The sequence below is a fragment of the Ruegeria sp. MALMAid1280 genome, assembly GCF_049195285.1.
Classification (GTDB): Bacteria; Pseudomonadota; Alphaproteobacteria; order Rhodobacterales; family Rhodobacteraceae; genus Ruegeria.
Window position 1 is genome coordinate 306,958 of record NZ_JBMIRT010000059.1, and the last position, 26,005, is coordinate 332,962.

General features: G+C 61.9%; 24 protein-coding genes. 22 read left to right on the forward strand and 2 right to left on the reverse strand.

Going from position 1 to position 26,005, the window contains the following annotated elements; all coding sequences use genetic code 11:
• Positions 1-21 precede the first annotated feature (21 nt).
• The 5 genes from ACOQFT_RS18445 to ACOQFT_RS18465 all read left to right on the forward strand — a co-directional run bounded on the left by ACOQFT_RS18445 (position 22) and on the right by ACOQFT_RS18465 (position 6,029).
• Positions 22-1,503 (forward strand): UDP-N-acetylmuramoyl-L-alanyl-D-glutamate--2,6-diaminopimelate ligase, encoded by a 1,482-nt coding sequence (locus ACOQFT_RS18445; protein WP_421599332.1) that lies wholly within the window; start codon positions 22-24, stop codon positions 1,501-1,503.
• Positions 1,500-2,894: a UDP-N-acetylmuramoyl-tripeptide--D-alanyl-D-alanine ligase gene (locus ACOQFT_RS18450; RefSeq protein WP_421599333.1), complete on the forward strand. Its 1,395-nt coding sequence runs from the start codon at positions 1,500-1,502 to the stop codon at positions 2,892-2,894. The genes ACOQFT_RS18445 and ACOQFT_RS18450 overlap by 4 nt, the downstream gene beginning before the upstream one ends.
• A gap of 24 nt (positions 2,895-2,918) precedes the next feature.
• Positions 2,919-4,001 carry a phospho-N-acetylmuramoyl-pentapeptide-transferase gene (gene mraY / locus ACOQFT_RS18455; protein WP_170441181.1) on the forward strand — a complete coding sequence of 361 codons (1,083 nt, stop codon included), beginning with the start codon at positions 2,919-2,921 and terminating at the stop codon, positions 3,999-4,001.
• A 147-nt stretch (positions 4,002-4,148) separates the two neighbouring features.
• Positions 4,149-5,549, forward strand: coding sequence for a UDP-N-acetylmuramoyl-L-alanine--D-glutamate ligase (gene murD, locus ACOQFT_RS18460; protein WP_421599334.1), 1,401 nt, complete (start codon positions 4,149-4,151; stop codon positions 5,547-5,549).
• A 105-nt stretch (positions 5,550-5,654) separates the two neighbouring features.
• Positions 5,655-6,029, forward strand: coding sequence for a glycine zipper family protein (locus tag ACOQFT_RS18465; protein WP_421599335.1), 375 nt, complete (start codon positions 5,655-5,657; stop codon positions 6,027-6,029).
• Here ACOQFT_RS18465 and ACOQFT_RS18470 read toward each other — a convergent pair.
• Positions 6,026-7,204, reverse strand: coding sequence for an NAD(P)/FAD-dependent oxidoreductase (locus ACOQFT_RS18470; RefSeq protein WP_421599336.1), 1,179 nt, complete (start codon positions 7,202-7,204; stop codon positions 6,026-6,028). The two genes, ACOQFT_RS18465 and ACOQFT_RS18470, sit on opposite strands and share 4 nt — an antisense overlap.
• Positions 7,205-7,330: 126 nt before the next feature.
• Here ACOQFT_RS18470 and ACOQFT_RS18475 point away from each other — a divergent pair, with 126 nt between their 5' ends.
• The 17 genes from ACOQFT_RS18475 (at position 7,331) to ACOQFT_RS18555 (ending at position 24,590) form a co-directional block, all read left to right on the forward strand.
• Positions 7,331-7,624 carry an antibiotic biosynthesis monooxygenase family protein gene (locus ACOQFT_RS18475; protein ID WP_421599337.1) on the forward strand — a complete coding sequence of 98 codons (294 nt, stop codon included), beginning with the start codon at positions 7,331-7,333 and terminating at the stop codon, positions 7,622-7,624.
• 168 nt (positions 7,625-7,792) lie between these two features.
• The gene (gene ftsW, locus ACOQFT_RS18480; RefSeq protein WP_421599338.1) at positions 7,793-8,956 is read left to right on the forward strand and encodes a putative lipid II flippase FtsW; all 1,164 of its coding nucleotides are present in this window, start codon (positions 7,793-7,795) and stop codon (positions 8,954-8,956) included.
• On the forward strand, positions 8,956-10,053 hold the full coding sequence (locus ACOQFT_RS18485) for a UDP-N-acetylglucosamine--N-acetylmuramyl-(pentapeptide) pyrophosphoryl-undecaprenol N-acetylglucosamine transferase (protein ID WP_421599339.1): 1,098 nt from the start codon (positions 8,956-8,958) through the stop codon (positions 10,051-10,053). Before ftsW ends, ACOQFT_RS18485 begins: the two co-directional genes overlap by 1 nt.
• Positions 10,050-11,459, forward strand: a complete 1,410-nt coding sequence (gene murC / locus ACOQFT_RS18490; RefSeq protein WP_421599340.1) for a UDP-N-acetylmuramate--L-alanine ligase — start codon at positions 10,050-10,052, stop codon at positions 11,457-11,459. The genes ACOQFT_RS18485 and murC overlap by 4 nt, the downstream gene beginning before the upstream one ends.
• Positions 11,460-11,537: 78 nt before the next feature.
• Positions 11,538-11,771, forward strand: a complete 234-nt coding sequence (locus tag ACOQFT_RS18495) for a DUF2484 family protein (RefSeq protein ID WP_421599341.1) — start codon at positions 11,538-11,540, stop codon at positions 11,769-11,771.
• Positions 11,768-12,034 carry a DUF2484 family protein gene (locus ACOQFT_RS18500; protein WP_421599342.1) on the forward strand — a complete coding sequence of 89 codons (267 nt, stop codon included), beginning with the start codon at positions 11,768-11,770 and terminating at the stop codon, positions 12,032-12,034. Before ACOQFT_RS18495 ends, ACOQFT_RS18500 begins: the two co-directional genes overlap by 4 nt.
• 24 nt (positions 12,035-12,058) lie before the next feature.
• Positions 12,059-12,352, forward strand: a complete 294-nt coding sequence (locus tag ACOQFT_RS18505) for a hypothetical protein (protein ID WP_421599343.1) — start codon at positions 12,059-12,061, stop codon at positions 12,350-12,352.
• A complete protein-coding gene (gene murB / locus ACOQFT_RS18510; RefSeq protein ID WP_421599344.1) occupies positions 12,349-13,275 on the forward strand; it encodes a UDP-N-acetylmuramate dehydrogenase in 927 nt (308 codons plus the stop codon). The genes ACOQFT_RS18505 and murB overlap by 4 nt, the downstream gene beginning before the upstream one ends.
• Before the next feature lie 102 nt (positions 13,276-13,377).
• Positions 13,378-14,301 (forward strand): D-alanine--D-alanine ligase, encoded by a 924-nt coding sequence (locus tag ACOQFT_RS18515; RefSeq protein WP_421599345.1) that lies wholly within the window; start codon positions 13,378-13,380, stop codon positions 14,299-14,301.
• A complete protein-coding gene (locus tag ACOQFT_RS18520) occupies positions 14,289-15,290 on the forward strand; it encodes a cell division protein FtsQ/DivIB (RefSeq protein ID WP_421599346.1) in 1,002 nt (333 codons plus the stop codon). The genes ACOQFT_RS18515 and ACOQFT_RS18520 overlap by 13 nt, the downstream gene beginning before the upstream one ends.
• An 8-nt stretch (positions 15,291-15,298) precedes the next feature.
• Complete coding sequence (gene ftsA, locus ACOQFT_RS18525; protein ID WP_421600067.1) at positions 15,299-16,633, forward strand: cell division protein FtsA; 1,335 nt, start codon at positions 15,299-15,301, stop codon at positions 16,631-16,633.
• Positions 16,620-17,036 carry a hypothetical protein gene (locus tag ACOQFT_RS18530; RefSeq protein WP_421599347.1) on the forward strand — a complete coding sequence of 139 codons (417 nt, stop codon included), beginning with the start codon at positions 16,620-16,622 and terminating at the stop codon, positions 17,034-17,036. Before ftsA ends, ACOQFT_RS18530 begins: the two co-directional genes overlap by 14 nt.
• A gap of 350 nt (positions 17,037-17,386) precedes the next feature.
• Entirely contained in the window at positions 17,387-19,015 is a 1,629-nt protein-coding gene (gene ftsZ, locus ACOQFT_RS18535) for a cell division protein FtsZ (RefSeq protein ID WP_421599348.1), read from the forward strand.
• A gap of 213 nt (positions 19,016-19,228) precedes the next feature.
• Positions 19,229-20,149: a UDP-3-O-acyl-N-acetylglucosamine deacetylase gene (lpxC, locus tag ACOQFT_RS18540; RefSeq protein WP_421599349.1), complete on the forward strand. Its 921-nt coding sequence runs from the start codon at positions 19,229-19,231 to the stop codon at positions 20,147-20,149.
• A gap of 127 nt (positions 20,150-20,276) precedes the next feature.
• Entirely contained in the window at positions 20,277-21,119 is an 843-nt protein-coding gene (locus tag ACOQFT_RS18545) for an outer membrane protein assembly factor BamD (RefSeq protein WP_421599350.1), read from the forward strand.
• 35 nt (positions 21,120-21,154) lie between these two features.
• Positions 21,155-22,804 carry a DNA repair protein RecN gene (gene recN, locus ACOQFT_RS18550; RefSeq protein ID WP_421599351.1) on the forward strand — a complete coding sequence of 550 codons (1,650 nt, stop codon included), beginning with the start codon at positions 21,155-21,157 and terminating at the stop codon, positions 22,802-22,804.
• 100 nt (positions 22,805-22,904) lie between these two features.
• Positions 22,905-24,590: a chloride channel protein gene (locus ACOQFT_RS18555; RefSeq protein ID WP_421599352.1), complete on the forward strand. Its 1,686-nt coding sequence runs from the start codon at positions 22,905-22,907 to the stop codon at positions 24,588-24,590.
• Here the strand turns inward: ACOQFT_RS18555 and ACOQFT_RS18560 are convergent.
• On the reverse strand, positions 24,587-25,951 hold the full coding sequence (locus ACOQFT_RS18560; protein WP_421599353.1) for a DUF3179 domain-containing protein: 1,365 nt from the start codon (positions 25,949-25,951) through the stop codon (positions 24,587-24,589). The genes ACOQFT_RS18555 and ACOQFT_RS18560 overlap by 4 nt on opposite strands.
• Between the last annotated feature and the right edge of the window lie 54 nt (positions 25,952-26,005).

Consider the following 26,005-nt stretch of genomic DNA (forward strand, 5'->3'; position numbering starts at 1 on the left):
CTATCCAGCAAAAGGTGGGTCATGGGCACAAGGACGAAAACACTCAGCCAACTGGCCCTGACCGCAAGGGGCGGCGCAAACCCCGAGATCACCGGGCTGGCCGTCGACAGCCGTGAGGTCAAGGACGGTTTCCTGTTTGCAGCCCTTCCCGGTACCCGCGTTCATGGCGCAGAGTTCATCCAGTTCGCCCTGCGTATGGGCGCTGCGGCGATTCTGACCGATGCCGAGGGCGCTGAGATCGCTGCCGAAGAATTGGCGGCGTCGGACGCGGCATTGATCGTGGTTGAAGACCCGCGTCAGGCGCTGGCCGGATGCGCCGCGTTGTGGTTCGGCGCGCAGCCGCAGACGATTGTGGCTGTGACGGGGACGAACGGAAAGACATCGGTGTCGACCTTTGTACGCCAGATCTGGATGGAGCTTGGTCACGCGGCGGTCAACCTCGGTACCACGGGGGTTGAAGGTGCATGGACTGCACCACTGGCACATACCACGCCCGAGCCGATCACCCTGCATCGTTGCCTGGCCGAAGCGGCTGAGAACGGCGTGACCCATGCCGCGATGGAGGCATCCTCGCACGGGTTGGAGCAGCGCCGTTTGGATGGCGTGCATCTGGCCGCTGCGGGGTTTTCGAACTTCACGCAGGATCATCTGGATTATCACGAAACCTTCGAGGCCTATTTCGCCGCCAAGGCCGGGCTGTTCGACCGGGTTCTGCCGCAGGACGGGACCGTGGTCATCAACATGAATGACCCCAAAGGTGCCGAGGTTCGCAAGATCGCCGAGGCACGCGGCCAGTCGGTTCTGACCGTCGGATCAACCGATGCCGATCTGTGCCTGACAAACCAGCGTTTCGATTCCACCGGACAGGACCTGCGCTTTACGTGGCAGGGCAAGGTGTTCCAAAGCCGTCTAAATCTGATCGGTGGGTTTCAGGCCGAGAACATCCTGCTGGCCTGTGGTCTGGTCATCGCTGCCGGTGAGGACCCTGAGCGTGTGTTCGAGACCCTGCCGCATCTGACAACGGTTCGGGGGCGTATGCAGTTGGCCGCAACGCGCGAAAACGGCGCGGCGGTGTTTGTCGATTACGCCCACACCCCGGATGCCGTGGCCACCGCGCTTAAGGCGATGCGCCCTCATGTCATGGGCCGTCTGATTGCCATCGTCGGTGCGGGCGGGGATCGCGACGCCACCAAGCGCCCGTTGATGGGGCAGGCCGCCGCTGAAAATGCTGACGTCGTCTTTGTCACCGATGACAACCCGCGCAGCGAAGATCCGGCCCCCATCCGCGCCGCCGTTTTGCTGGGCGCGCCCGAGGCCACCGAGGTCGGTGATCGGGCCGAGGCGATATTGCGCGGCATTGACGCCTTGCAACCCGGCGATACCTTGTTGATCGCGGGGAAAGGGCATGAGTCCGGCCAGATCGTCGGCGATCAGGTTCTGCCCTTCGACGATGCGGAGCAGGCCAGCATAAGCGTTGCGGCGCTGGACGGGAGGGTGGCATGACGCTCTGGACTGCGGCTGAGGCCGCCGAAGCCACCAATGGGCGCGCGACGACTGATTGGGTGGTGAACGGCGTGTCGATCGACACCAGAACCCTCCAGCCCGGAGACCTGTTCGTGGCGCTCAAGGCCGCGCGGGACGGACATGACTTTGTGGCACAGGCCTTGGAAAAGGGTGCGGGCGCAGCACTGGTGTCCCGTATCCCTGAGGGCGTATCTGAAGACGCGCCTTTGCTGATCGTCGATGACGTGCAGACCGGGCTTGAGGCGTTGGGGCAGGCGGGTCGCGCCCGTACGGACGCGCGCGTGATCGGTGTGACCGGTAGTGTTGGCAAAACCTCGACCAAGGAAATGCTGGCCTGCATCCTGGAAACGCAGGGAAAAACCCATGCCAGCGTGGCCAGCTACAACAATCATTGGGGTGTGCCCCTGACGCTGGCGCGGATGCCGCGGGACACCGAATTCGCGGTGATCGAGATCGGCATGAACCACCCGGGCGAGATTGCGCCGTTGGCACGGCAGGCGCGTCCGCATGTGGCACTGGTGACGACCGTGGCGGCGGTGCATCTTGAGGCCTTCGAGTCGGTTGCGGGCATCGCCCATGAAAAGGCCGCGATCTTCGAAGGGCTCGAGGCCGGCGGTGCGGCCATCGTGAACGCCGATATCGACCACGCAGAGATCCTGCGCCAGACCGCGCAGGAACATGGGGCCGGGATTGTCGATTTCGGTCGCAAGGCTGCGGATTACATTCTGACCGAAGTGACGCAAAGCGCCGACTCGGTTCATGCCGGGGCGACTGTCGGCGACATGGCCATCACCTATGATGTGCAGTCTGCTGGTACGCATTTCGCCATGAATGCGCTGGGTGCGCTGGCGGCCTGTGTTGAGATTGGAGTCGATCTGGATGACGCCATCGCCGGGCTGCGCCAATGGTCTCCGGTCAAAGGGCGGGGCGTGCGGGAAACGCTGCCTTTGGCAACAGGTGGGCAGATCGAGTTGCTGGACGACAGCTACAATGCCAACCCCACCTCGATGGAGGCCGCGCTGGATGTGCTGGCCGCGTCGCAAGGTGCCCGTCGGATCGCTTTTCTTGGCGATATGAAAGAGTTGGGCGCGCAGGAAATTGCGATGCACGCCGGAATGGCCGATGTCGCGGCAATGGCGCGTGTGGATCAGGTTCATTGCATCGGCCCGCTGATGAAAGCCTTGCATGAAGCGCTGCCCGAGGAAAAGCGCGGGCTGTGGAGCGAGACCAGCGCCGAGATGGCCGAGCACCTGCCGGAGTTGATCCGCGCGGGGGATACGGTGCTGGCCAAGGGCTCGCTCAGCATGGCGCTGGCCCAGATTGTTGACGGTTTGCGGAAAATGGGGCAAGGGAGCGCGCTTGAACCATGATTGCCGCCTAGGAAAGGTATTGTAATGCTCTATTGGTTGACCGCCCTGTCGGATGGAGGGGATTTCTTTAACCTCTTCCGCTATATCACATTCCGTGCGGGTGGGGCCTTTCTGACGGCGCTGATCTTTGGGTTTATCTTCGGCAAACCGCTGATCAACGTGTTGCGCCGCAAGCAGGGCAAGGGGCAGCCGATCCGGGATGACGGTCCCGAAGGACATTTCTCGAAAGCGGGCACGCCGACCATGGGCGGTTTGTTGATCGTGGGGGCGCTGGTGACATCGACGCTGATCTGGGCGCGGTGGGACAATCCTTATGTCTGGATGGTGCTGTTCGTGACGCTGGCCTATGCGGCGATTGGCTTTGCGGATGATTACGCCAAGGTCTCGAAACAGAATACCAAGGGGGTGTCCGGCAAAATGCGGCTGGCGCTGGGTGTGATTATTGCGGTTCTGGCCTCGCTCTGGGCGACATTGCACCATCCCGAGGCGCTGCAGTACCAGTTGGCCGTGCCGGTGCTCAAGGATACGCTGGTCAATCTGGGTGTGTTCTACATTCCGTTTGCGATTGTTGTAATCGTTGGGGCGGCCAATGCGGTGAACCTGACCGATGGTCTGGACGGGCTGGCGATCATGCCGGCGATGATCGCGGCCTCGACCCTTGGGGTGATTGCCTATGCGGTTGGCCGGGTCGACTTTACCGAGTATCTGGACGTGCACTATGTGCCGGGAACCGGAGAAATCCTGATTTTTACTGCAGCGTTGTTCGGGGGCGGGTTGGGCTTTTTGTGGTACAATGCTCCGCCTGCGGCCGTGTTCATGGGCGATACCGGATCGCTGGCCTTGGGTGGTGCGCTGGGCGCGATTGCGGTGGCCACCAAGCACGAGTTGGTTCTGGCCGTTGTCGGTGGTCTGTTTGTGGTTGAGGCGCTGAGTGTGATCATTCAGGTGTTGTATTTCAAACGCACCGGACGCCGGGTGTTCCTGATGGCGCCGATCCATCACCACTATGAGAAAAAGGGCTGGGCCGAGCCGACCATCGTGATCCGGTTCTGGATCATCTCGCTGATCCTGGCGATGATCGGTCTGGCGACTTTGAAGGTCCGGTAACGCTCCCGCCAGGTTCGGCGGACCTGCGGTCCACCTGCCACCTGTTGGGCCCGGCTCGCGCTGGCGCGAGCCTTGTGCCGCTCTTGCCATCGGTTATGTCTTCTGCGCAGTGTGACGCCAATTGGACGTCAGAAGAAGGTACGCGGCATGATCCCGGTCAAAGGGTTTTCAGGGCAGAGGGTTGCGGTTCTGGGGCTTGGCCGGTCGGGCTTGGCCACAGCGCGTGCATTGCGGGCGGGCAAGGCCGAACCGGTCTGTTGGGATGACAACCCGGCGGCGCGTGAAACGGCCGAGGCCGAGGGGTTTACCTGCCTTGATCTGCATCGTCACGGGGCGTTTGACGATATCGCATCGCTGATCGTTTCGCCCGGAATCCCGCATCTCTATCCCGAGCCGAACCCGGTTGTTGCCGCAGCGCTTGCGGCAGGGGTGCCGGTGGACAATGATATCGGGCTGTTCTTCCGGTCCTTTGCAGGCCCGGAATGGGGCAACTATGACACCCCGCCGCGCGTGATCGCGGTGACCGGGTCGAACGGCAAGTCGACCACTGCTGCCTTGATCCACCATATCCTGACTGAAGCAGGGCGCGAGGCGCAGTTGGCTGGGAATATCGGGCGTGGTGTGCTGGATATCGATCCGGGCGGCGATGGCTCGGTCGTGGTGTTGGAGTTGAGCAGCTATCAGACCGAATTGGCTCGGTCGCTGACGCCGGATGTGGCGGTGTTCACCAACCTGTCGCCGGATCATCTGGACCGACATGGCGGAATGGGGGGGTATTTCGCGGCTAAACGCCGCCTGTTCGCCGAGGGTGGTCCGGATCGTGCCGTGATCGGGATTGACGAAACCGAAGGCGCGTTTTTGGCGGGGCAACTGGCCGAAGGGCCGACTGACGACCGGGTGATCCGTGTCTCGGTGGCGCGCAAACTGACCGGCCCGGGTTGGCAGGTCTTTGCGCGCAAGGGGTTTCTGTCGGAATTTCGCAAGGGGCGGCAGGCCGGGTCGATCGACCTGCGCCAGATCAAGGGGTTGCCCGGCGCGCATAACCATCAGAATGCCTGTGCGGCCTATGCCGCCTGTCGTGCGCTTGGTCTGGCGCCGCGGGTGATAGAGGATGCGCTGCACAGTTATCCCGGACTGCCGCACCGCAGCCAGATCATCGCCGAAGCTGATGGTGTGACCTATGTGAACGATTCCAAGGCCACCAATGTGGATAGCGCGCTGAAGGCGCTGACGGCGTTCGACAAGATCCGCTGGATTTGCGGAGGGCTTGAAAAAGAAGGAGGTCTGGCTGCACTGAACGAAGCGGCGGATCAGGTGCTCAAGGCCTATGTGATCGGGCGTGACGCGGCCGGTTTCGCCATGCAGCTAGAGGCCGAAGCACAGGTCTGCACCACAATGGCAGAGGCAGTCACGCAGGCCATGGCGGACGCTCAGCCGGGTGAGACCGTGCTGCTGGCTCCGGCGGCGGCCAGTTTCGACCAGTATGACAATTTTGAACAGCGCGGAGACGATTTCACGCAACAAATTCTGAAGCGGCTCGCAGGCTAGTCATTTGCAATAGACCGCCGGTTGGGCCAAGCTGCGGTGCCATCAGCTTGACGCGCCATGACAATTACGTTTGGCTCCGGGCAAATTCAACACGAGGTCATGACTATGCCATTTCGTAAGTTTTCTCTGATCCTGCCTGCTATTCTGGTTGCAGGCGCCTGCACCAACACAGGCGCCAATTATCAGCCTATCGTTGATGGTCCGATCGGTCCGAACTACAATGTTGATCTGCAGCAATGCCAGCAGCTTGCCGCCTCGCAGGCCAGTGTGGATGGCACCACTGCCGGGAACGCGGCAATCGGCGCAGCGGGCGCTGCTGCGACGACCGCAATTATTCAGGACAGCAGTGACAATCTGGGTCGCGCAGCGGCAGCAGGTGCGCTGATCGGCGCTGGTGCGGATGTCTATTCGAAGAACCAGAACAAAGAAGTCATCGTGCGCAACTGTATGCGCGGCCGCGGTTATAACGTCGTAGGCTAACGGGTCGCGATGGCAGTTCCGGCGGCGTATCCCGAGGACCACGCCCACTGGAAATTGTAGCCGCCCAGCCAGCCGGTGACATCCACCGCTTCACCAATCGCATAGAGGCCGGGGACATCCCTGGCCTCCATCGTTTTCGACGACAGGTCATCCGTGTCGATCCCGCCCAGAGTGACCTCGGCGGTGCGATAGCCTTCGGTGCCCGAGGGCGTCAGATGCCAGTTGGACAGCGCGGCCACCAGCTCGGTCAGCGCGGTGTCGGACTGGTCGGCCAGATTGCCCGGCATCGGAATGTGCTGGCTCAGATAGTCCACCAGCCGCGCGGGCAGGTGGCGGGCCAGTTCCGTTGTCAGTGCCTTGCGACCGCTGCTTTGCCGCTGATCGCGCAGCAGATCGAACAGGGGCAGATCGGGGATCAGATTGACCCGGATCGCCTCGCCCTCATGCCAGTAGGACGAGAGTTGCAGCGCCGACGGCCCGCTGAGGCCACGATGGGTGAACAGCAGCGCCTCGTCAAAGCTGGTGCGGTCGTTTGACAGCCGCGCGGGCAGTGAGACGCCGGACAGGTCATTGAACCGGCCATCGGAAAAGGTGAACGGCACCAGCGCCGCGCGTGTCCCGGTCATCCGCAGGCCGAACTGTCGCGCAATATCATAGGCCAGCCCGGTCGCGCCCATCTTTGGGATCGACTTGCCGCCCGTGGCCAGAACCAGATTGCGGCAGGTCAGGCAGAAGCGTTGGCCTTCGCGGTCAACGTCCAGTGCGAAACCCGCTTCGGTCTTGCGCAGGTCCTTTACTTCAGTCCGGACCCAAAGCTCGGCCCCGGTGCGTTCCATTTCGTCCAGCAGCATCTGGATGATCTGTTTCGAGGACCCGTCGCAGAACAGCTGCCCCAGTGTTTTCTCGTGCCACGCGATGCCGTGGCGCCCGACCAGATCGACGAAATCCCATTGCGTGTAGCGTGCCAGCGCGGATTTGCAGAAATGCGGGTTCTGCGACAGGAAGTTGCCCGGCCCTGCATACATGTTGGTAAAGTTGCAGCGCCCACCGCCCGAGATGCGGATTTTCTCACCCGCAGCCTTGGCGTGGTCGATCACCAAAACGCGGTCACCGCAATGGGCGGCGCACATCATGCCGGCTGCACCGGCCCCAAGGATGATCGTGTCGTAGGTCATGCGCAGCGCATGGCGCGAAATGGCGAGGATGGCAAGTGGAAGCCTGTTCACAGGACGTTTGAGCTATGTGGTAAACTCCTATCGTCAAAGAACCGAAATATGCTCATTGCAGAGGAGGGCGCCCCGATGATCATGCGTGTATTCCAAGTCACCGTTCGGCCCGGCAAAGAAGCTGAATTCTCGAAGTTCTTCCACGAGACCGCGATCCCATTGATGCAAAGCACCGATGGCATCGTTCAGGTTCTGCCAGGCGCCGCGCGGTCCGACACGCCGCGCGAGTTCAGCTTTGTGATGATTTGGCGCAGTTTGGATGCGCTGAAGGCTTTTGTTGGTGACGACTATGAAAGCCCGCACATTGATCCGGCCGAAGCCGAATTGGTCGAGTCCAGAACGATCAAACACTACGATCTTGTTGCCTAGGCGATCCGAAGCTTGGGGAGTGGCGCCTTGAGTCCAAGCCACTGCCCGCAGGGCGCTAATTTCCGCAACCGGCCCGTCATTCTGCTAGCCCAAACACCAAAATGCCTGTAGAGTCTCAATCAGACCCCGAAAACGGGGCGTTAACGAGGCAGAGAGTGGCGGTATCTCATGACTGAGATGGTGTATGGCGCGGTCCAGGACCAGCGCGGCGAACCGATTCTACCAAAGTGGTGGCGGACAATTGATCGCTGGACGATGTCCTGCGTGCTGATCCTGTTTGTCATCGGGCTTTTGCTGGGGCTGGCCTCGTCGCCACCCCTGGCCGGTCGCAACGGGTTCGATCCATTCCACTATGTCGAGCGTCAGGCATTGTTCGGCGGGCTGGCGCTGGTAGCGATGCTGCTGACCTCGATGATGTCGCCGACGCTGGTGCGGCGTCTGGCGGTGCTGGGCTTTCTGGGCGCGTTCGTGGCGCTGGCCTTCCTGCCGGTATTCGGCACCGACTTCGGCAAGGGCGCGGTGCGCTGGTATTCGCTGGGCTTTGCCTCGCTGCAACCGTCCGAGTTTCTGAAGCCCGGCTTTGTCGTCGTGGCCGCGTGGCTGCTGGCCGCGTCGCAAGAGATCAATGGCCCTCCGGGTCGGTTGTGGTCCTTTGCACTGTGCATGGCCATCGTCGGGATGCTGGTGCTGCAGCCCGATTTCGGTCAGGCCTGTCTGATCCTGTTCGGTTGGGGCGTGATGTATTTCGTGGCCGGCGCACCGATGCTGCTGCTGCTGGGCATGGCCGGAGCGGTGGTTCTGGGGGGTATGTTTGCCTATTCGAACTCGGAACACTTTGCGCGCCGGATTGATGGCTTTCTGAACCAGGAGGTCGATCCGACCACTCAGATCGGTTACGCCACCAACGCCATTCGCGAGGGCGGATTGTTCGGCGTGGGCGTGGGCGAAGGGCAGGTGAAGTGGTCTCTGCCTGATGCGCATACGGATTTCATTATCGCAGTCGCGGCCGAGGAATTCGGCCTGATCCTGGTGTTGATCATCATCGCGCTGTACTCAATCATCGTGGTGCGCTCGCTGCTGCGGCTGATGAAGGAACGTGATATGTTCATCCGTCTGGCAGGCACCGGTCTGGCCTGCATGTTCGGCGTGCAGGCGATGATTAACATGGGCGTCGCAGTGCGTCTTCTGCCCGCCAAGGGCATGACGCTGCCGTTTGTCAGCTATGGCGGGTCGTCCCTGATTGCGGGCGGTATTGCAGTCGGGATGCTATTGGCGTTTACCCGCACCCGCCCACAGGGCGAGCTTGGCGATATTCTGCGCGGACGAGGTTGATGACCAAACCCTATCTACTGATTGCGGCGGGCGGCACTGGGGGCCATATGTTCCCGGCGCAGGCCCTGACCGAGGCAATGCTGCAAAAGGGCTGGCGCGTGCGCCTGTCCACCGATGCGCGCGGTGCGCGCTATACCAGCGGTTTTCCGCACTCGACCGAGATTGTCGAGGCGTCGTCGGCCACCTTCGCCCGCGGCGGTCTGGCGGCAAAAGCACTGGTCGGGCCGAAGATTGCCGCAGGTGTGACTGGCATGGCCGTCCAGATGATGCGCGACCGCCCGGACGTGGTGGTGGGCTTTGGCGGCTACCCCTCGATCCCGGCGCTGGGCGCGGCGACGATGCTGAAAATCCCGCGCATGATCCACGAGCAGAACGGCATTCTGGGTCGGGTGAACCAGCTGTTTGCAACCCGCGTGTCACAGGTGGCCTGCGGTATCTGGCCCACCGACCTGCCCGAGGGCGCAAGGGGCGTGCATACCGGAAACCCTGTCCGCGCCGCGGTGTTGGAGCGGGCAGCAGCTGGCTATATCCCGCCCGGCGATTACCCGATGTCTGTCTTGGTAATGGGCGGCTCGCAAGGTGCGCGCATCCTCAGCGATATGGTGCCGGGTGCGATTTCCGCCTTGCCCGAATTGCTGCGCGATCATATCCGCGTCGCCCATCAGGCCCGCGACGAGGACGGTGAACGGGTCACCGCCTTTTACGCCGAACACGGCATCCGGGCCGAGGTCAAGCCGTTCTTTCAGGACGTCCCCCGCCGCATGTCCGACGCGCAGCTTGTCATTTCACGTTCGGGTGCGTCCAGCGTCGCCGATATCTCGGTGATCGGGCGGCCTTCGATCCTGATCCCGTTTGCCGCGGCCGCTGGCGACCACCAAACCGCCAACGCGCGTGGCCTGGTGCAGGCGGGCGGGGCGATCATGATCCCGGAAAACCTGCTTGACGTTTCCGCGCTGACCGAGCAAATCACCGCAGTTCTGACAAACCCCGAAGCCGCACAAAAGATGGCCCATGCCGCCCTCTCGACCGGCGCGCCGGATGCGACCGAGCGTCTGGTGCACCTTGTCGAAGATCTGGCGCAGAAGGAGACCGCATGAATCCCGCAACCAAACTGCCGCAAGATGTAGGGCCGATCCACTTTGTCGGGATCGGAGGGATCGGGATGTCGGGGATTGCCGAGGTGCTGCTGAACCTGGGCTACCGGGTTCAGGGGTCTGACCTTAAGGCCTCGAAGATCACAGACCGCCTGGCTGGTTTGGGGGCTGAGATTTTTGTCGGTCAGCGTGCTGAAAATCTGGAGAACGCGGCCGTTGTGGTGGTGTCGACTGCGATCAAGCCGGGCAACCCGGAGCTGGACGGCGCCCGCGCGCAGGGTCTGCCGGTGGTGCGCCGTGCGGATATGCTGGCCGAACTGATGCGGTTGAAATCGAATATCGCCATCGCCGGGACTCACGGCAAGACCACCACCACCACGATGATGGCCGAGCTGATGGTGGCGGGCGATTTCGACCCGACCGTGATCAATGGCGGGATCATTCACGCCTACGGCTCGAACGCGCGGATGGGGCAGGGCGAATGGATGGTGGTCGAGGCCGACGAGAGCGACGGCTCGTTCAATCGCCTGCCCGCGACGATTGCTATCGTCACCAATATCGACCCCGAGCATATGGAGCATTGGGGCGATTTCGACAAACTGCGTGACGGGTTCTTTGAGTTCCTCTCGAACCTGCCTTTTTATGGCTTGGCCGTGTGCTGCACCGACCATGCCGAAGTGCAGACATTGGTGGGCCGCATCACCGACCGCCGCGTGCGGACCTATGGGTTCAACGCACAGGCCGATGTGCGGGCGGTAAACCTGACCTACAAGGGCGGCGTTGCCCATTTCGACATCCACCTGCAATACGAAGACACGGTGATCGAAGGGTGTACCCTGCCGATGCCCGGGGATCACAACGTCTCGAACGCTTTGTCCGCCGTGGCCGTCGCCCGTCATCTGGGCATGAAAGCCGCGGAAATCCGCAATGCCCTGGCCAATTTCGGCGGCGTCAACCGCCGATTCACCAAGGTGGGCGAAGTCGATGGTGTCACTATCATCGACGATTACGGCCACCACCCGGTTGAAATCAACGCCGTGCTGAAAGCCGCGCGCCAAGCGACCGAGGGTCGCGTCATCGCCGTGCATCAGCCGCACCGCTACTCTCGCCTGTCCAATTTGTTTGACGACTTCTGCACCTGTTTCAACGATGCTGACGTTGTGGCCATCGCCGACATCTTCGCCGCCGGGGAAGACCCGATCGAGGGCGCATCCCGCGATGATCTGGTGCAGGGTCTGATCCGTCACGGCCACCGCCACGCTCGCGCGCTGTTGGATGAGAACGATCTTGAGCGCCTTGTGCGCGAACAGGCCCGCCCCGGCGACATGGTCGTATGTCTGGGCGCTGGCACGATCAGCACCTGGGCCAATGGCTTGCCGGCGCGGTTGCAGCAAAAACAGGCTGTTTGACGCAATGGACTTTCAAGCGATGCAACTTTAAAGTGTAGCGTTGCAACGTCCTCGGAGGGCCAACAGGTGTATTCAGTTGTGTTCGCATCCCTATGGGTCGTGGCTGCGACAGCCGTGGCCATGCTGCCGATGCGATTGCAGTTTCCTCCGGGCATCGTGCTGCTGATCTCTGCACCCGTGCTGATTGTCTGGTTGGGCCATGATTACGGCTGGCACCTCTCGGTACTGGCCTTCGCCGGCTTTGCGTCCATGTTCCGTAATCCAATCAAATATTACTGGCGCCGCTGGACGGGCAGGGAGGTGCAGGAATGAACTGGTCCATCGGCCTTGCCGCGTTGTGGGGGATTGCCGCGAATGTGCTGGCGATGCTGCCCAGCAAAGACAATCACTGGACGCGCGCCTATATCCTGATTGCGGTCGGTATCCCGATATTGGGCTATGTCACCTTGCAAAACGGCCCGTGGATTGGGTTGCTGGTTCTGGCAATGGGCATGTCGGTGCTGCGCTGGCCGATAATTTACCTGACCCGTTGGACAAAGGCGAAAATGCAGGGCATGAAGGCGGCCAACAAGTAACGGCCGCATTCAGGAGTCTCCGCCATGGTCGACGTCGCCACATTCGCTTATTTGCCACTGATCGCGCTGGTCCTTGGGGCCGCGGCGGGCTTTGTTGCCGGGCGCTGGATCGGCCTTAAGGGGCTGCTGTGGCTGATTGGGTTAACCGCTGCCGTCTCGCTGGGTCTGATCGTGATGCTGGCAGGCGTCAACACCGGCGAAGAAGAACAGGCCTTTGGCCCCTTCATCTGGTTGACCGGAGCGGTCCTGCCGTTTCTTTTGGCGGTCATCATGGGCGGAGTCGGAGGGCGAAGCCTGGCGGCACGGGCAAATACATGATCAATCCGACTGACGTCCGGGGGCGTCTGACGCAGGCCCGACCGTTGAACGACCTGACCTGGCTGCGCGTCGGCGGTCCGGCGGATTACCTGTTTCAGCCAGCCGATATTGAAGACCTGCAAGGTTTTCTGCGCGACCTGCCTGCAGAGGTTTCGATCTTTCCCATGGGCGTCGGATCGAACCTGATCGTGCGCGATGGCGGTCTTCGCGCTGTGGTGATCAGGCTGGGGCGCGGCTTTAACGGTATCGCGGTTGACGGCAACATGGTTACCGCTGGTGCCGCCGCGCTGGACGCGCATGTGGCGCGCAAGGCGGCGGATGCGGGCGTGGACCTGACGTTTCTGCGCACCATTCCCGGCTCAATTGGCGGTGCGGTGCGGATGAACGCGGGCTGTTACGGCAGCTATACGGCGGATGTGCTGCGCAAGGCCACCATCGTCACGCGGCAGGGCGAGGTGGTGGACCTGACCCCCGAGGATCTGAACTTTCGCTATCGCCAGTCCGATCTGCCGGAAGGCGCAGTGCTGGTTTCGGCTGCGTTCGAAGGCGCCTCGGGTGATCCGCAGGACTTGCACGACCGCATGAAGGTACAGTTGCAGAAGCGTGACGAAACCCAGCCCACCAAGGACCGCAGCGCCGGGTCGACCTTTCGCAATCCCGCCGGGTTTTCGTCGACCGGCAGGGCGGATGATGTGCATGACCTCAAGGCGTGGAAAGTGATCGACGACGCCGGGATGCGCGGCGCGACGTTGGGCGGCGCGCAGATGAGCCGCAAGCACTCGAACTTCCTGATCAATACCGGCACCGCCACGGCCGCCGACCTCGAGGGTCTCGGCGAAGAGGTGCGAAAAAAGGTTTACGAAACAAGCGGCATAACGTTAGAGTGGGAAATCATGCGGGTCGGTGATCCGCTGAAAGAATAAAGCCCCATCCGTCAGACCATAACAGGCAATTTCAGGCGACGGATCAAAGGCATAAACGCAGTACGGACCACCACATAAGGTCCGGGGACATTGAGGCGCACATTGGGTATGTCGAGCAGGACAAACCCCAAAGTGGCGGTATTGATGGGCGGCCCCTCGGCAGAGCGCGAGGTGTCTCTCAGCAGCGGGCGCGAATGCGCAGCCGCCCTACGGGGAGAAGGCTTTGAAGTGGTCGAACTGGACGCAGGTCCCGACCTCTGCGCGCGCCTTTTGGAGACCAAGCCGGATGTGGTTTTCAACGCCCTGCATGGCCGCTGGGGCGAGGATGGCTGTGTGCAGGGTCTGCTGGAATGGATGCGCATTCCGTACACGCATTCCGGCGTACTGGCCTCGGCTTTGGCGATGGACAAGCAGCGCAGCAAAGAGATTTACCAGACCGAGGGCCTGCCCATCGTGCCCAGCGTGATCGTGCCCAAGGTCGAGGTGGTCGAGGTTCACGTGATGGAGCCGCCCTACGTGGCCAAGCCGAACAACGAAGGCTCCAGCGTCGGCATCTATATCGTGCATGAGGGCGCCAACGGCCCGCCGAAACTGTCCGAGGACATGCCCGACCAAATCATGGTCGAGAAATACGTCGCAGGCCGCGAACTGACCGTGACCGTGATGGGTGACCGCCCCCTGACCGTGACCGAAATCATGACCGATGGCGGATGGTACGACTACGACGCCAAGTACAAGCCCGGCGGCTCGTGGCATGTTCTGCCCGCTGATATCCCGCAGGACATCTTTGACCTGTGTATGGATTATGCGCTGCGCGCCCATAACGTGCTGGGGTGCAAGGGCGTTTCCCGCACAGATTTCCGTTGGGATGACAGTATGGGCGCCGAAGGGCTGTTTTTGCTGGAAACCAACACGCAGCCCGGCATGACGCCGACCTCGCTGGTGCCGGAACAGGCCGAGCATCGCGGTATGACGTTTGGCCAGCTCTGCGCATGGATGGTGGAGGATGCCTCATGCAACCGCTGAGAGCCACCCGCGCGCCGGTGATACACCGCTCGAAACCTTTGGCCGGGCCGGATGCCGATTTCGCGTCGGGTGACCGCCACGAGGCCGAGCCGAAACTGCGCCTGCGCGGTGCAAAGCTGTTCGGGCGTAAGACGCAGCGGTTCGATCCCGCCCCGTCGCGGATGAGCTATCGCCTGCAGCGTTGGATGCTGACACCGGGCGTTCGGCGGGGGCTGAAGGTCGGATTGCCGATTGCAGCGGTCTGCGCTGCCGTGGGGTTGTATTTCGGTGCTGAAGACCGGCGCGAGGCCGTGGTGGCTTATGTCAACGACATCAAGACTTCGATCCAGCAGCGCCCTGAATTCATGGTCAACCTGATGGCGATCGACGGTGCGGGAACCAACCTGTCCGAAGATATCCGCGAGGTTGTGCCGCTGGATTTCCCGATGAGCTCGTGGGATCTGGATGTCGAGCAGATCCGGGACACGATCACCGGATTGGATCCGGTCAAGTCCGCCTCGGTCCGTGTTCGCCCCGGCGGCATCCTGCAGGTCGACGTGGTGGAACGGAAACCGGTCATCGTCTGGCGTACACGCAGCGGGATCGAATTGCTGGATGAGACCGGCGCCCATGTCGAACGGATCGCATCGCGCAAGGATCACTCTCATCTGCCGTTGATCGCTGGCAAGGGTGCGGATGCACATGTGGGCGAAGCGCTGCAATTGATGACAACCGCGCGCAGTTTGGGCACGCGGGTGCGGGGCCTTGTGCGGATTGGTGAGCGCCGCTGGGATCTGGTGCTGGATCGCGGTCAGCGCATCATGCTGCCGACCGAACGCCCCGTGCGCGCGCTTGAACGCGTGCTGGCGGTGAACGAAGTGCAGGATTTGTTGGAACGCGACGTGGCGGTGGTGGACATGCGTCTGGGCCAGCGTCCGACCATCAGAATGACCAAAGCCGCCAGCGAAGACTGGTGGAATACAAAAGTGACAGTGGGTAACGGGCAGTAACGACCATGATGACCGATCTTTATCAGTCCCAACGGGCCATGCGGCAGATGCGCAGGCAGGCGATGCAACGCGGTGTTGTCGCCATTCTGGATGTGGGCAGCTCCAAGATTGCCTGCCTGGTGCTGCGGTTCGATGGAACAGGTCGACTGAGCGAGGATAACAGCATCGGTTCTCTGGCCGGTCAGACCGGGTTCCGGGTGATCGGAGCGGCGACCACGCGGTCGCGCGGTGTGCAGTTTGGTGAAGTCACCGCCATGCAGGAAACCGAGCGCGCCATTCGCACCGCATTGCAAGCGGCGCAGAAGATGGCTGATATCCGGGTGGATCATGTGATCGCCAGTTTCTCGGGCGCGAACCCGCGTTCCTACGGTCTGGACGCGCAGGTTGATCTGGAAGGTCAGGTCGTCAGTGAAGCCGAGGTTGGCCGGGTGCTGAACGCTTGCGACGTGCCGGATTATGGGATCGGGCGCGAGGTGCTGCACGCCCAGCCGGTGAATTTTGCGCTGGACAACCGCTCGGGCCTGATCGATCCGCGCGGCCAGATGGGCCAGAGCCTTGCGGTCGATATGCACATGCTGACCGTCGATGCGGTCGCGATCCAGAACATCGTACGCTGTATCAAACGCTGCGATCTGGAATTGGCGGGGATTGCGAACTCGGCTTACGTGTCCGGTATTTCTGCACTGGTCGAGGATGAGCAGGAGCTGGGCGCCGCCTGTATCGATATGGGCGGCGGCACGACCAGCGTGTCGATCTTTATGAAGAAACATATGATCTACGCCGATTGCGTCCGTATGGGTGGGGATCACGTGACCGCTGATATCTCGATGGGGCTGGGCGTTCCGGCTGCGGTGGCTGAGCGGATCAAGACTTTCAATGGCGGCGTCCATGCTACAGGTGCCGATGACCGGGACCTGATCGACATAGGTGGCGACACCGGCGATTGGGAACATGACCGCCGTACCGTCAGCCGGGCCGAGCTGATCGGCATCATGCGCCCGCGCGTCGAGGAAATCCTTGAAGAGGTGCGCGTGCGCCTGGATGCAGCCGGGTTCGAACATATGCCCAGCCAGCAGATCGTGCTTACTGGCGGCGGTAGTCAGATCATGGGGCTGGATGGTCTCGCGACCCGTATTTTGGGCCAGCGTGTCCGCCTGGGTCGTCCGCTGCGCGTTCACGGCCTGCCGCAATCGGCGACCGGGCCGGGGTTCTCGTCGGCCGTGGGGCTCAGCCTGTTCGCCGCGCATCCGCAGGACGAATGGTGGGACTTTGAAATCCCGGTCGATACCTATGCGGCGCGTCCGTTCAAGCGTGCAATGCGCTGGTTCCGTGACAATTGGTAAGCGGGCAGGGGTCGCGGCGCTGGTCGCTTTGACCCCGTTCGCCGCCCATGCCCAGACCCGGATCACACCAGAGGCCTTCCTGACTGCGGTTCAGGGCAAGACGGTCACATTCCATGACTACCCCAGCGGCTTTCTGGTGGGCACCGAGGAATTCCTCAGCCCCACTCAATCCGTCTGGCGTATGGAGGGGAGGGGCTGCGTCTATGGTCAAATCACGACGCCAAACGGCCAGATCTGCTTTTTGTACGATGACGATCCGGATGACGTGCCGGTCTGCTGGTGGCCCTTTCTGCACGAAGACCGCCTGATGGTGCGATTGGCCAGTTTCAGCCGCCGCGAAATTCAAGAGGTGCGCAGCATCACCGAGGACGGTCTGAATTGTCCAAGTGTCCCAATTAGCTAAAGAAATGGGTTGCGGCCCGACGTTTTATCTCGCAAGATATCCACAAGGCCCGTCAGAGGCCCCGCGGCAGGACCTGAGCAGTTTTCCGCATCTTGAAAACCGGTAGAAACCCTAAGTGACGTGCATGTCGGCTGCGGCGCATGTGTCGCTTGCTTTGTGGTGGATTGAGTTCGCTCCGCAACATCTGGCGTGCAATGCGAAATACCGCTGACAGCTGCCTTATTTCCTCCATATTTTGTGGAATTTGACGATTTTTGGCGTGACCTTTGCGGTTTGGGTCGATAGAATTGTAAGCGGATAGGTAAGAAAAAACACCGCTTTGGCGGGTCAATAAAACAGGCGGACAGAGCATGACATTGAATCTTTCGATGCCCGGGCACGACGAACTGAAGCCTCGGATTACAGTATTTGGCGTTGGCGGTGCAGGCGGCAACGCTGTCAATAACATGATTGAAAAACAGCTGGACGGCGTCGATTTCGTGGTCGCGAACACCGACGCGCAGGCGCTACAGCAAAGCCAGTCTTCGGCGCGGGTGCAGTTGGGCGTGAAGGTCACCGAGGGTCTGGGAGCCGGTGCACGGCCGGCCGTGGGTGCCGCAGCCGCCGAAGAAAGCATCGAACAGATCGTCGACCACCTGGCTGGTGCGCATATGTGCTTTATCACCGCCGGCATGGGTGGTGGCACCGGTACGGGTGCAGCCCCGATCATCGCGCAGGCCGCGCGGGAATTGGGCGTGCTGACCGTGGGCGTGGTCACCAAGCCCTTCCAGTTCGAAGGCGCCAAGCGGATGCGTCAGGCCGAAGACGGCGTTGAATCGCTGCAGAAGGTCGTCGACACGCTGATCATCATCCCGAACCAGAACCTGTTCCGTCTGGCCAACGAGAAAACCACCTTTACCGAGGCGTTCTCGATGGCAGATGACGTTCTGTATCAGGGTGTCAAAGGCGTGACTGACCTGATGGTGCGTCCGGGCCTGATCAACCTCGACTTTGCAGACGTTCGCGCTGTGATGGACGAGATGGGCAAAGCGATGATGGGCACCGGTGAGGCCACTGGTGAGGATCGCGCGGTTCAGGCGGCCGAGAAAGCAATTGCCAACCCGCTGCTGGACGAAATCAGCCTCAAGGGCGCGAAGGGCGTGCTGATCAACATTACCGGTTCGCACGATCTGACCCTGTTCGAACTGGACGAAGCCGCCAACCGCATCCGCGAGGAAGTGGACCCCGAGGCCAACATCATCGTTGGTTCGACCCTGGATACGGCAATGGAAGGCGGGATGCGCGTTTCGGTCGTGGCCACTGGCATCGATGCCAGCGAGAAAACCGAGGAAGTACCGGTTGCGCGACGCAGCATGTCGGCACCGCTGACCCGCACCGTTTCGGCAGAAGAGCCGCTGCAGGAAGAGACCCCCGCTGCAGCGGCTGACGTGGCCGAGCCCGCGCCGCAGCCGGAGGTGAACCGCGAACCCTCGCTGTTCGAAACTGCCGAGGAACCGGCTCAGCCCCAATTCCAGCCGCGCGCAGAACGGGACGATGACGGCCTGCCGCCCCCGGCCTATCAGCCGCGTGTAGCCGAATTCGAGCCGACCCCGGAACCGGTTGAACCCGCGCCCGAGAGCTTTGTTGCGCCGCATCCTCAGGCCGCAGCAGGCACACCGTCGCCCGAGGCGTTGCAGCGTCTGCAGGCCGCGGTTCAGAACATCCCGGCAGCCGAGCGTGGCCATCCCGCGCCCCGTCCGCAAACCCAGCAACCGGCCCCAACCCCCGCGCCGCAGGCAGATGCACAGGATCGTCCCCGGTTTGGCTTTAACCGCCTGATCGACCGGATGACCGGTCACGCCGCAGATACCCCGGCCCAACCGGTGCGTCAGCAGCCTCCGATGCGCCAAGCTGACGCTACGGCACCTGCGCATGACGAGGCCGACCCCGATCAGGACCGGATCGAAATCCCTGCCTTCCTGCGCCGTCAGGCCAACTGAAGTCGGTAACAAAATAGCTAATAAGGGTCGCCGTTTGGCGGCCCTTTTCTTTTTGAATACATGGGTTTGATCATATGTAAGCAGGCTTTTGCCTATCTGTTACATTCATGTTTCATTCAGTTGCAAAGAGTGAGTTGAGCCTTGACCCGACCTTCCTTAGTTGAGTGTCCAACACGGACCGATAAGGCCGGAAACCACTCACCGAGGTTCACCTTGCAACATACGCTCAAATCTCCGATCACGTTTACAGGCGTCGGGCTGCACAGCGGCAAGCCTGCGACGATGGTCCTGAAGCCGGCAGCAGCCGGTCACGGCATCTGGTTCAAACGGACGGATATCGAGCTGGGCAATGCGCTGATCCCCGCGATCTATGACGTGGTCGAGCGGACACCGCTTTGCACCCGTCTGGTGAACGAGGCAAGCGTCTCGGTGTCGACTGTCGAGCATATCATGGCCGCGCTGGCCGGATGTGGCGTGCATAACGCACTGATCGAGATTGATGGCCCCGAGGTTCCGATCATGGACGGCTCGTCGATCGATTTCGTGCGCGGCATCATGGCCAAGGGCGTGCGCCGTCAGGCCAGCCCGGTTTTGGCGTTTGAAGTTCTCAAACCTGTGACCGCGTCGCGCGAAGGCGCCAGCGCGTCGATTGCACCGGCGGACGGGTTGATCATCGACTTCCACATCGATTTCGAAGACGGCGCGATTGGTAGCCAGACCAAGCGACTGGACATGCGCAACGGTTCGTTCGCGCGTGAGCTCAGCGATTGCCGCACCTTCTGCCGTCGTACCGACGTTGAAGCGATGCGTGAAAATGGCCTCGCCTTGGGCGGAACGCTGGAAAACGCCGTTGTCGTTCAGGGTGACGAGGTGCTGACCCCCGGCGGGTTCCGCCACGCGGATGAGGCGGTGCGCCACAAGATGCTGGACGCTCTGGGTGACCTCTATCTGGCAGGCGGTCCGATTCTCGGCCATTTCACCGGTGATAAATCCGGCCATGCTATGACCAACACGCTGTTGCGCAAACTGTTCGAAACACCCGGCGCGGTGCGCCCGGTGCTGTGCACCCCCGAACAGGCCGCGCGCCTGCCGGGGCAGGGCCTTGTCTGGGACGAAATCCCTGAAGTTGCCTGATTAGATCACCTCGGTCGACAATTCCGCCAGCGGGTGTACTAAGGCGTTTTGCCCCGGAACTATATGTGCTAAACCGAAGCCCAATCCGGGGCTTACCCCGATAAGCAATACGACAAGGATAGGCGGAATGGTTGGCACCAAAGCGGCAGTCAGGTTCGCGGGCGCGATACTTCTGACAGCAGTTTTGACGGCCTGCGGCGACACCGGCGCAGACCGCAATCAGAACCTGGAAGGCTTTACGCCGGAACAGATTTTCACACGTGGCGAATATGAGCTGTCGCAGAATCGCTCGGATGATGCAGCGTGGTACTTCTCGGAAGTGGAGCGCCTGTACCCTTATTCCGACTGGGCAAAACGCGCGCTGATCATGCAGGCGTTTTCGTTCCACACGGACAAGAATTACGAAGAAAGCCGGGCCGCTGCGCAGCGTTATATCGACTTCTACCCGACGGACGAAGACGCAGCCTACGCACAGTACCTTCTGGCGCTCAGCTACTATGACCAGATCGATGAAGTTGGCCGCGATCAGGGCCTGACCTTTCAGGCGCTGCAATCGCTGCGGACGGTGATTGAGGTCTATCCAGACAGTGAATACGCGACCTCGGCGGTTTTGAAATTCGATCTGGCGTTTGACCACCTTGCTGGCAAGGAAATGGAGATCGGGCGCTATTACCTGCGTCAGGATCACTATACGGCGGCCATCAACCGGTTTCGCGTCGTGGTCGAGGATTTCCAGACCACCACCCACACCGCCGAGGCGCTCTATCGTCTGATCGAAGCGTATCTGTCGCTGGGTCTGGTGGACGAGGCACAGTCGGCCGGCGCCATCCTGGGTTACAACTACCAGTCGTCCGAGTGGTACGATGCGGGCTACAAGCTGCTGACCTCGCGCGGGTTGGAGTTGAAGAGCCGTGGCAACAACTGGCTCAGCCAGATCTACCGCCAGACGATCAAAGGTGAGTGGTTGTAATCGCCATGGCTACTGGCGTGGGACGCTGAGACCCGATGCTGCGCGCCCTTGATATTCGCGACATGCTGATCATTGACCGGCTGGAACTGACGTTTCAGCCGGGCCTGAATGCGTTGACGGGGGAAACCGGGGCGGGCAAATCGATCCTGCTGGATTCTTTGGGTTTCGTTCTGGGGTGGCGCGGACGGGCCGAACTGGTCCGTCAGGGGGCAGCGCAGGGCGAGGTGGTCGCCGAGTTCGAACTCGGCCCCGATCATGCCGCTCATGCGGTTCTGGCCGAAGCTGGCCTGCCCGGTGGCGAGGAACTGATCCTGCGCCGTGTCAACACGGCTGAGGGGCGCAAGACCGCTTGGGTCAACGACCGGCGGTGTTCCGGCGAGGTGCTGCGGGCGCTGTCCGAGACTTTGATCGAGCTGCACGGCCAGCATGATGATCGCGGATTGCTGAACCCGCGCGGGCATCGTGCCATGCTGGATGATTATGCTGGGGCAGGGGATCATCTGACGGCTGTACGTGCCGCATGGACCGAAATGTCCCGCGTGCGAAAAGCGCTGACCGAGACCGAAGCGACGCTCGCTGCCATGCGCGCCGAAGAGGAATTCCTGCGCCACGCGGTTGCCGAACTGGACAAGCTGGACCCGCAGCCGGGGGAGGATGCCGAACTGGACGCCCGCCGCCGGATGATGCAGGGGGCCGAACGCATTCGTGATGATGTGGCCCGTGCTTTTGATCTGCTGGGCGGGGACGGGGCCGAAGGGTCCATGTCCGACGCAGTTCGCTGGTTGGAAGGCGTGTCCGACAACGCAGGCGGGCAGCTTGAGGAGCCCATCGCCGCGCTTGGCCGTGCCCTGATCGAATTGGGCGAGGCGCAGGACGGCGTGAACTCCTGCCTCCAGGCGCTGGATTTCAACCCGTCAGAGCTTGAGGCCGCCGAGGAGCGTCTGTTCGCCATCCGCGCCCTGGCGCGCAAGCACGATGTGGCCCCGGACGATCTGGGGGCGTTTGCCGATACTCTGCGTGACCGTCTGAACCGGCTGGACGCGGGTGATGCGGATCTGGCCGATCAACGGGCCGCGGTCGAGGCCGCTCAGGCCGCTTATGACAGTGCCGCCGCCACGCTCAGCACCGCGCGTCAGCAGGCTGCCGGGCAGTTAGATGCTGCGGTGATGGCAGAACTTGCACCGCTGAAAATGGAACGCGCTGTGTTTCAGACCGAAATCACCGCCGCTGACCCCGGCCCCGACGGCACAGATTCTGTGGCCTTTACCGTCGCGACCAACCCCGGCGCACCGTCGGGGCCGTTGAACAAGATCGCGTCGGGGGGCGAACTCAGCCGTTTCCTATTGGCGCTCAAGGTCTGTCTGTCTGGTGACGACAGTGCGCGTACCATGATCTTCGATGAAATCGACCGTGGTGTCGGCGGTGCGACTGCCGATGCGGTGGGTCGGCGATTGGCCTCGCTGGCGCAGGGTGGGCAGGTGCTGGTGGTGACACACTCACCACAAGTGGCTGCCCGCGCAGCGCATCACTGGCGGGTGCAGAAACAGGTCAGCGACGGGCAGACATTGTCCACCGTCATCCCGCTGGCCGATCCCGACCGTGTGGACGAAATCGCCCGCATGGTGGCAGGCGATACCATCACGGATGAAGCCCGCGCCGCCGCCCGCGCCCTGCTGGACGCCTGAGACAATTCTGCCGCTTTCCGGTTCCCAAACCGTCGCGATCCCACTTTTATCAAAACGCTCCGTGGCTTACTAAGGGTTAAGACTTGATCCCCGAGGGCCAATGACCCAATCGACCCGCACCGTTTTGCGCAACCAACTCAATCAGGCCTTGGCCGCGATGAAGGATGCGTGGCGGGTGATGCGGCGGCGCGGCCCCAGCCAGATTCAGTTCTGGTTCATTGCGCTGGCCATCGGGGTCGCGGCGGGGTTCATGGCGCTGGGGTTCCGCAAAGCGATCAGTGCGTTGCAGGCCTATGTCTATGATACCGAAGACATCCTGCTGCTGCATAGCCATGCCGAGAAACTGCCATGGTTTCTGATCCTGATCATCCCCATCATCGGTGGCCTGATCGTGGGGGTGATCCTGCACAAATTCACCGATGACGGACGCGTGCGCTCGGTCGCGGACGTGATCGAGGGCGCCGCGCTGACAAATGGCCGGGTCGAGGGCAAGGCGGGGATCGCGTCCTTCTTTGCCTCGCTGATCACGCTCAGCACCGGCGGGTCATCCGGGCGCGAGGGGCCGGTGGTGCATATGGCCGGGGTGATCTCAACTTGGGTCAGTGACCGTATCCATGCCGATGGCATCACGGGGCGCGACCTGCTGGGTTGCGCCGTTGCAGCGGCGGTTTCAGCCAGCTTCAACTCGCCCATCGCAGGGGCATTGTTCGCGCTTGAGGTCGTGTTGCGCCACTTTGCCGTGCACGCTTTCGCGCCCATCGTCATCGCCTCGGTCGCGGGAACGGTGATCAACCGGCTGGAATATGGCGACGTGACCGAGTTCATTCTGGAAACACCAGGATCTCTGCAATTCTACGTCGAATTGCCCGCGTTTCTGATCCTCGGCTTGATCTGCGGGCTTGTGTCGCTGTTGTTGATGCGCTCGATCTTCTTTGCCGAGGATATCGGCAGCCATATCCAAAGCCGCCTGTCCCTGCCACGCTGGCTACGCCCGGCGGTGTCTGGCGCGATGTTGGGCCTGTTGGCGATCTGGTTCCCGCATATCATCGGCGTCGGGTATGAAACTACGATCCGCGCCTTGGCCGGGGACCTGACCTTGTCAGTGGCGATCTTGTTTGCCGTGATCAAGACGGTGGCGCTTGCCATCACCATGGGCGGGCGCATGGGGGGCGGGGTGTTCTCGCCCTCGCTGATGATCGGGGCGCTGACGGGGTTGGCCTTTGGCCTAATCGCCACCGGGCTGCTGCCGGATGTGTCAGGGACACATACGCTGTATGCGTTTGCCGGGATGGGTGCCGTGGCGGCTGCCGTGCTGGGCGCGCCGATTTCCACCACCATGATCGTCTTTGAACTGACCGGAGACTGGCAGATCGGTCTGGCGGTGATGGTCTCGGTCTCGATGTCCACGGCGCTGGCCTCGCGCCTTGTGGACCGGTCGTTCTTCCTGACGCAGCTGGAACGCCGTGACGTGCATCTGGCCGCCGGGCCGCAAGCTTATCTGCTGGCGATGCTGCGCGCCGGGGCGGTGATGCGGCCAATTGGTGATGCGAAGTCAATCACCAGGGAAAAGGCGCTGGAACTGATCGATCAGGGCCTTTGCGTGCAGGCCTCCGCCACGCTGGAGGCGGCGATGCCCTATTTCGACCGCGACGAGATCCCCTGCATTCCGGTCGTGACCGTGGAAGAGGATGGCAGCGAAAACCCTGTGGGCGCGCTCTATCATGTCGATGCGCTGAAGGCCTATAACCGCGCGCTGGCGGCGACGGCGGCGGAAGAGCATTCCTAGCCGCCATACACCGTCGCTGCGTCGCCCAGATAATTGTCCCACGCGAACCAGTACGAGATATGCCCCGCGACCCGCGGCAACTGTGTGCCGTCCGGCCCGATCAGGGCCTCTTCGGTCAGGGTCCATTTACGGTTGTTCTGATCGACCAACCCGCCATCCGAGGCTTTGAACTGGTGCGATTTCCGCTCATAGGCGCGGACGGTGCGCTTGTCGGCTTTGCCGATCAGAACCAGCGGCCGGGTGGCTATCGCGTCATTGATCACGCGGGTTTTGCTGAACGCCGCCAGAGGCCAGGCCCGCGCCGCACCGAATTGGCGGACAGCAAAGACATAGTCTTTCTGTCGATGCACGGATTGATCGACCAGCGCAGGGAACATCAACTCGGGCGAGGCGAAATACTCGCGATACACCACCCCCGAGCCATAGTTGCGCCGATGCCCGGTGTTCAGCGACAGGACTTGCGTACCGGGGTGTGAGGTCTTCCAACTCTCCCATGTGGTGATCACCACCGGGCGCTGTTTCAGTTCGATCCCGCTGCCCACCAGCGGCCCCACGACAGGCTTGCCGGTATATTGGTTCCACAGCGAATGCGTCTCGCGGTCAAACATCAGCTTGTTCGAGCGATACAGGAACCCCGATGAGCCGAAGATCAACGGTTTGCGCCGCCCCGCGACCTGCGTATCGAACAGAATGCCCGAGCCGCACAGCGTACAATAGGCCAGCGCGACCGGCACACCGCCTATCACTTCGTTGAACATCTCGTGCCAGCCCATGATGCGCAGGGGATAGGCGCGCTCATCCCCGTTGATCGAGACGCCAAAGACCAGATCGCCCTTTTTCAGGTAATCGGCCTGTGCGGCCGGTATCAGCGTCGGGTTGTCCAGTGACGGGATGCCGCCCTTGCGCACGCCACCCCAGGCAATTTCTTCCAGCCGGATTTTCATCTTATCCCGCTGCAGGTATTCCGGGCGCAAGAAGTCGTCGAAGTTCTGGTCGATGCCCAGCAGCACCTCGCGTTTGAACGGGATAAGAGAGGGGTGGGGGACCAGCTGCGGATTTTGTTCCTGCCACAACATCCAGTCGAACCAGTCGGTGCCGATGCTTTCGCCGGTCAGGGTTTGCATGACCTTGGCGATCTCGTCACTGCGTCGCTGGCCAAAGCGCATCCCGGTCATCAGGGCGGGAACAACGTCGGGGTTGCCGCGTTGCACCAGAAAGGCCATGCCCTTCTCGAATTCCGCGTTGCTACCGAAAAGCGTGGTCCTGACGGCCCCTAGCACCGGGTCCTGCTGGGCCCAAAGCGCGCTGGGCAACGCGGCAGCTCCTAACAGTCCTGCGAAATGGCGGCGTGTGATCGACATGGCATCCTCCGGCGGTGACTGCGCGTATTCTGCACGGTCCGCTGTTCACATGCA

Coding starts and splice junctions, on each gene's coding strand:
- ACOQFT_RS18445 (WP_421599332.1), top strand. CDS start 22: ATGGGCACAAGGACGAAAACACTCAGCCAACTGGCCCTGACCGCAAGG.
- ACOQFT_RS18450 (WP_421599333.1), top strand. CDS start 1,500: ATGACGCTCTGGACTGCGGCTGAGGCCGCCGAAGCCACCAATGGGCGC.
- mraY (WP_170441181.1), top strand. CDS start 2,919: ATGCTCTATTGGTTGACCGCCCTGTCGGATGGAGGGGATTTCTTTAAC.
- murD (WP_421599334.1), top strand. CDS start 4,149: ATGATCCCGGTCAAAGGGTTTTCAGGGCAGAGGGTTGCGGTTCTGGGG.
- ACOQFT_RS18465 (WP_421599335.1), top strand. CDS start 5,655: ATGCCATTTCGTAAGTTTTCTCTGATCCTGCCTGCTATTCTGGTTGCA.
- ACOQFT_RS18470 (WP_421599336.1), bottom strand. CDS start 7,204: ATGACCTACGACACGATCATCCTTGGGGCCGGTGCAGCCGGCATGATG.
- ACOQFT_RS18475 (WP_421599337.1), top strand. CDS start 7,331: ATGATCATGCGTGTATTCCAAGTCACCGTTCGGCCCGGCAAAGAAGCT.
- ftsW (WP_421599338.1), top strand. CDS start 7,793: ATGACTGAGATGGTGTATGGCGCGGTCCAGGACCAGCGCGGCGAACCG.
- ACOQFT_RS18485 (WP_421599339.1), top strand. CDS start 8,956: ATGACCAAACCCTATCTACTGATTGCGGCGGGCGGCACTGGGGGCCAT.
- murC (WP_421599340.1), top strand. CDS start 10,050: ATGAATCCCGCAACCAAACTGCCGCAAGATGTAGGGCCGATCCACTTT.
- ACOQFT_RS18500 (WP_421599342.1), top strand. CDS start 11,768: ATGAACTGGTCCATCGGCCTTGCCGCGTTGTGGGGGATTGCCGCGAAT.
- ACOQFT_RS18505 (WP_421599343.1), top strand. CDS start 12,059: ATGGTCGACGTCGCCACATTCGCTTATTTGCCACTGATCGCGCTGGTC.
- murB (WP_421599344.1), top strand. CDS start 12,349: ATGATCAATCCGACTGACGTCCGGGGGCGTCTGACGCAGGCCCGACCG.
- ACOQFT_RS18520 (WP_421599346.1), top strand. CDS start 14,289: ATGCAACCGCTGAGAGCCACCCGCGCGCCGGTGATACACCGCTCGAAA.
- ftsA (WP_421600067.1), top strand. CDS start 15,299: ATGACCGATCTTTATCAGTCCCAACGGGCCATGCGGCAGATGCGCAGG.
- ftsZ (WP_421599348.1), top strand. CDS start 17,387: ATGACATTGAATCTTTCGATGCCCGGGCACGACGAACTGAAGCCTCGG.
- ACOQFT_RS18545 (WP_421599350.1), top strand. CDS start 20,277: ATGGTTGGCACCAAAGCGGCAGTCAGGTTCGCGGGCGCGATACTTCTG.
- recN (WP_421599351.1), top strand. CDS start 21,155: ATGCTGCGCGCCCTTGATATTCGCGACATGCTGATCATTGACCGGCTG.
- ACOQFT_RS18555 (WP_421599352.1), top strand. CDS start 22,905: ATGACCCAATCGACCCGCACCGTTTTGCGCAACCAACTCAATCAGGCC.
- ACOQFT_RS18560 (WP_421599353.1), bottom strand. CDS start 25,951: ATGTCGATCACACGCCGCCATTTCGCAGGACTGTTAGGAGCTGCCGCG.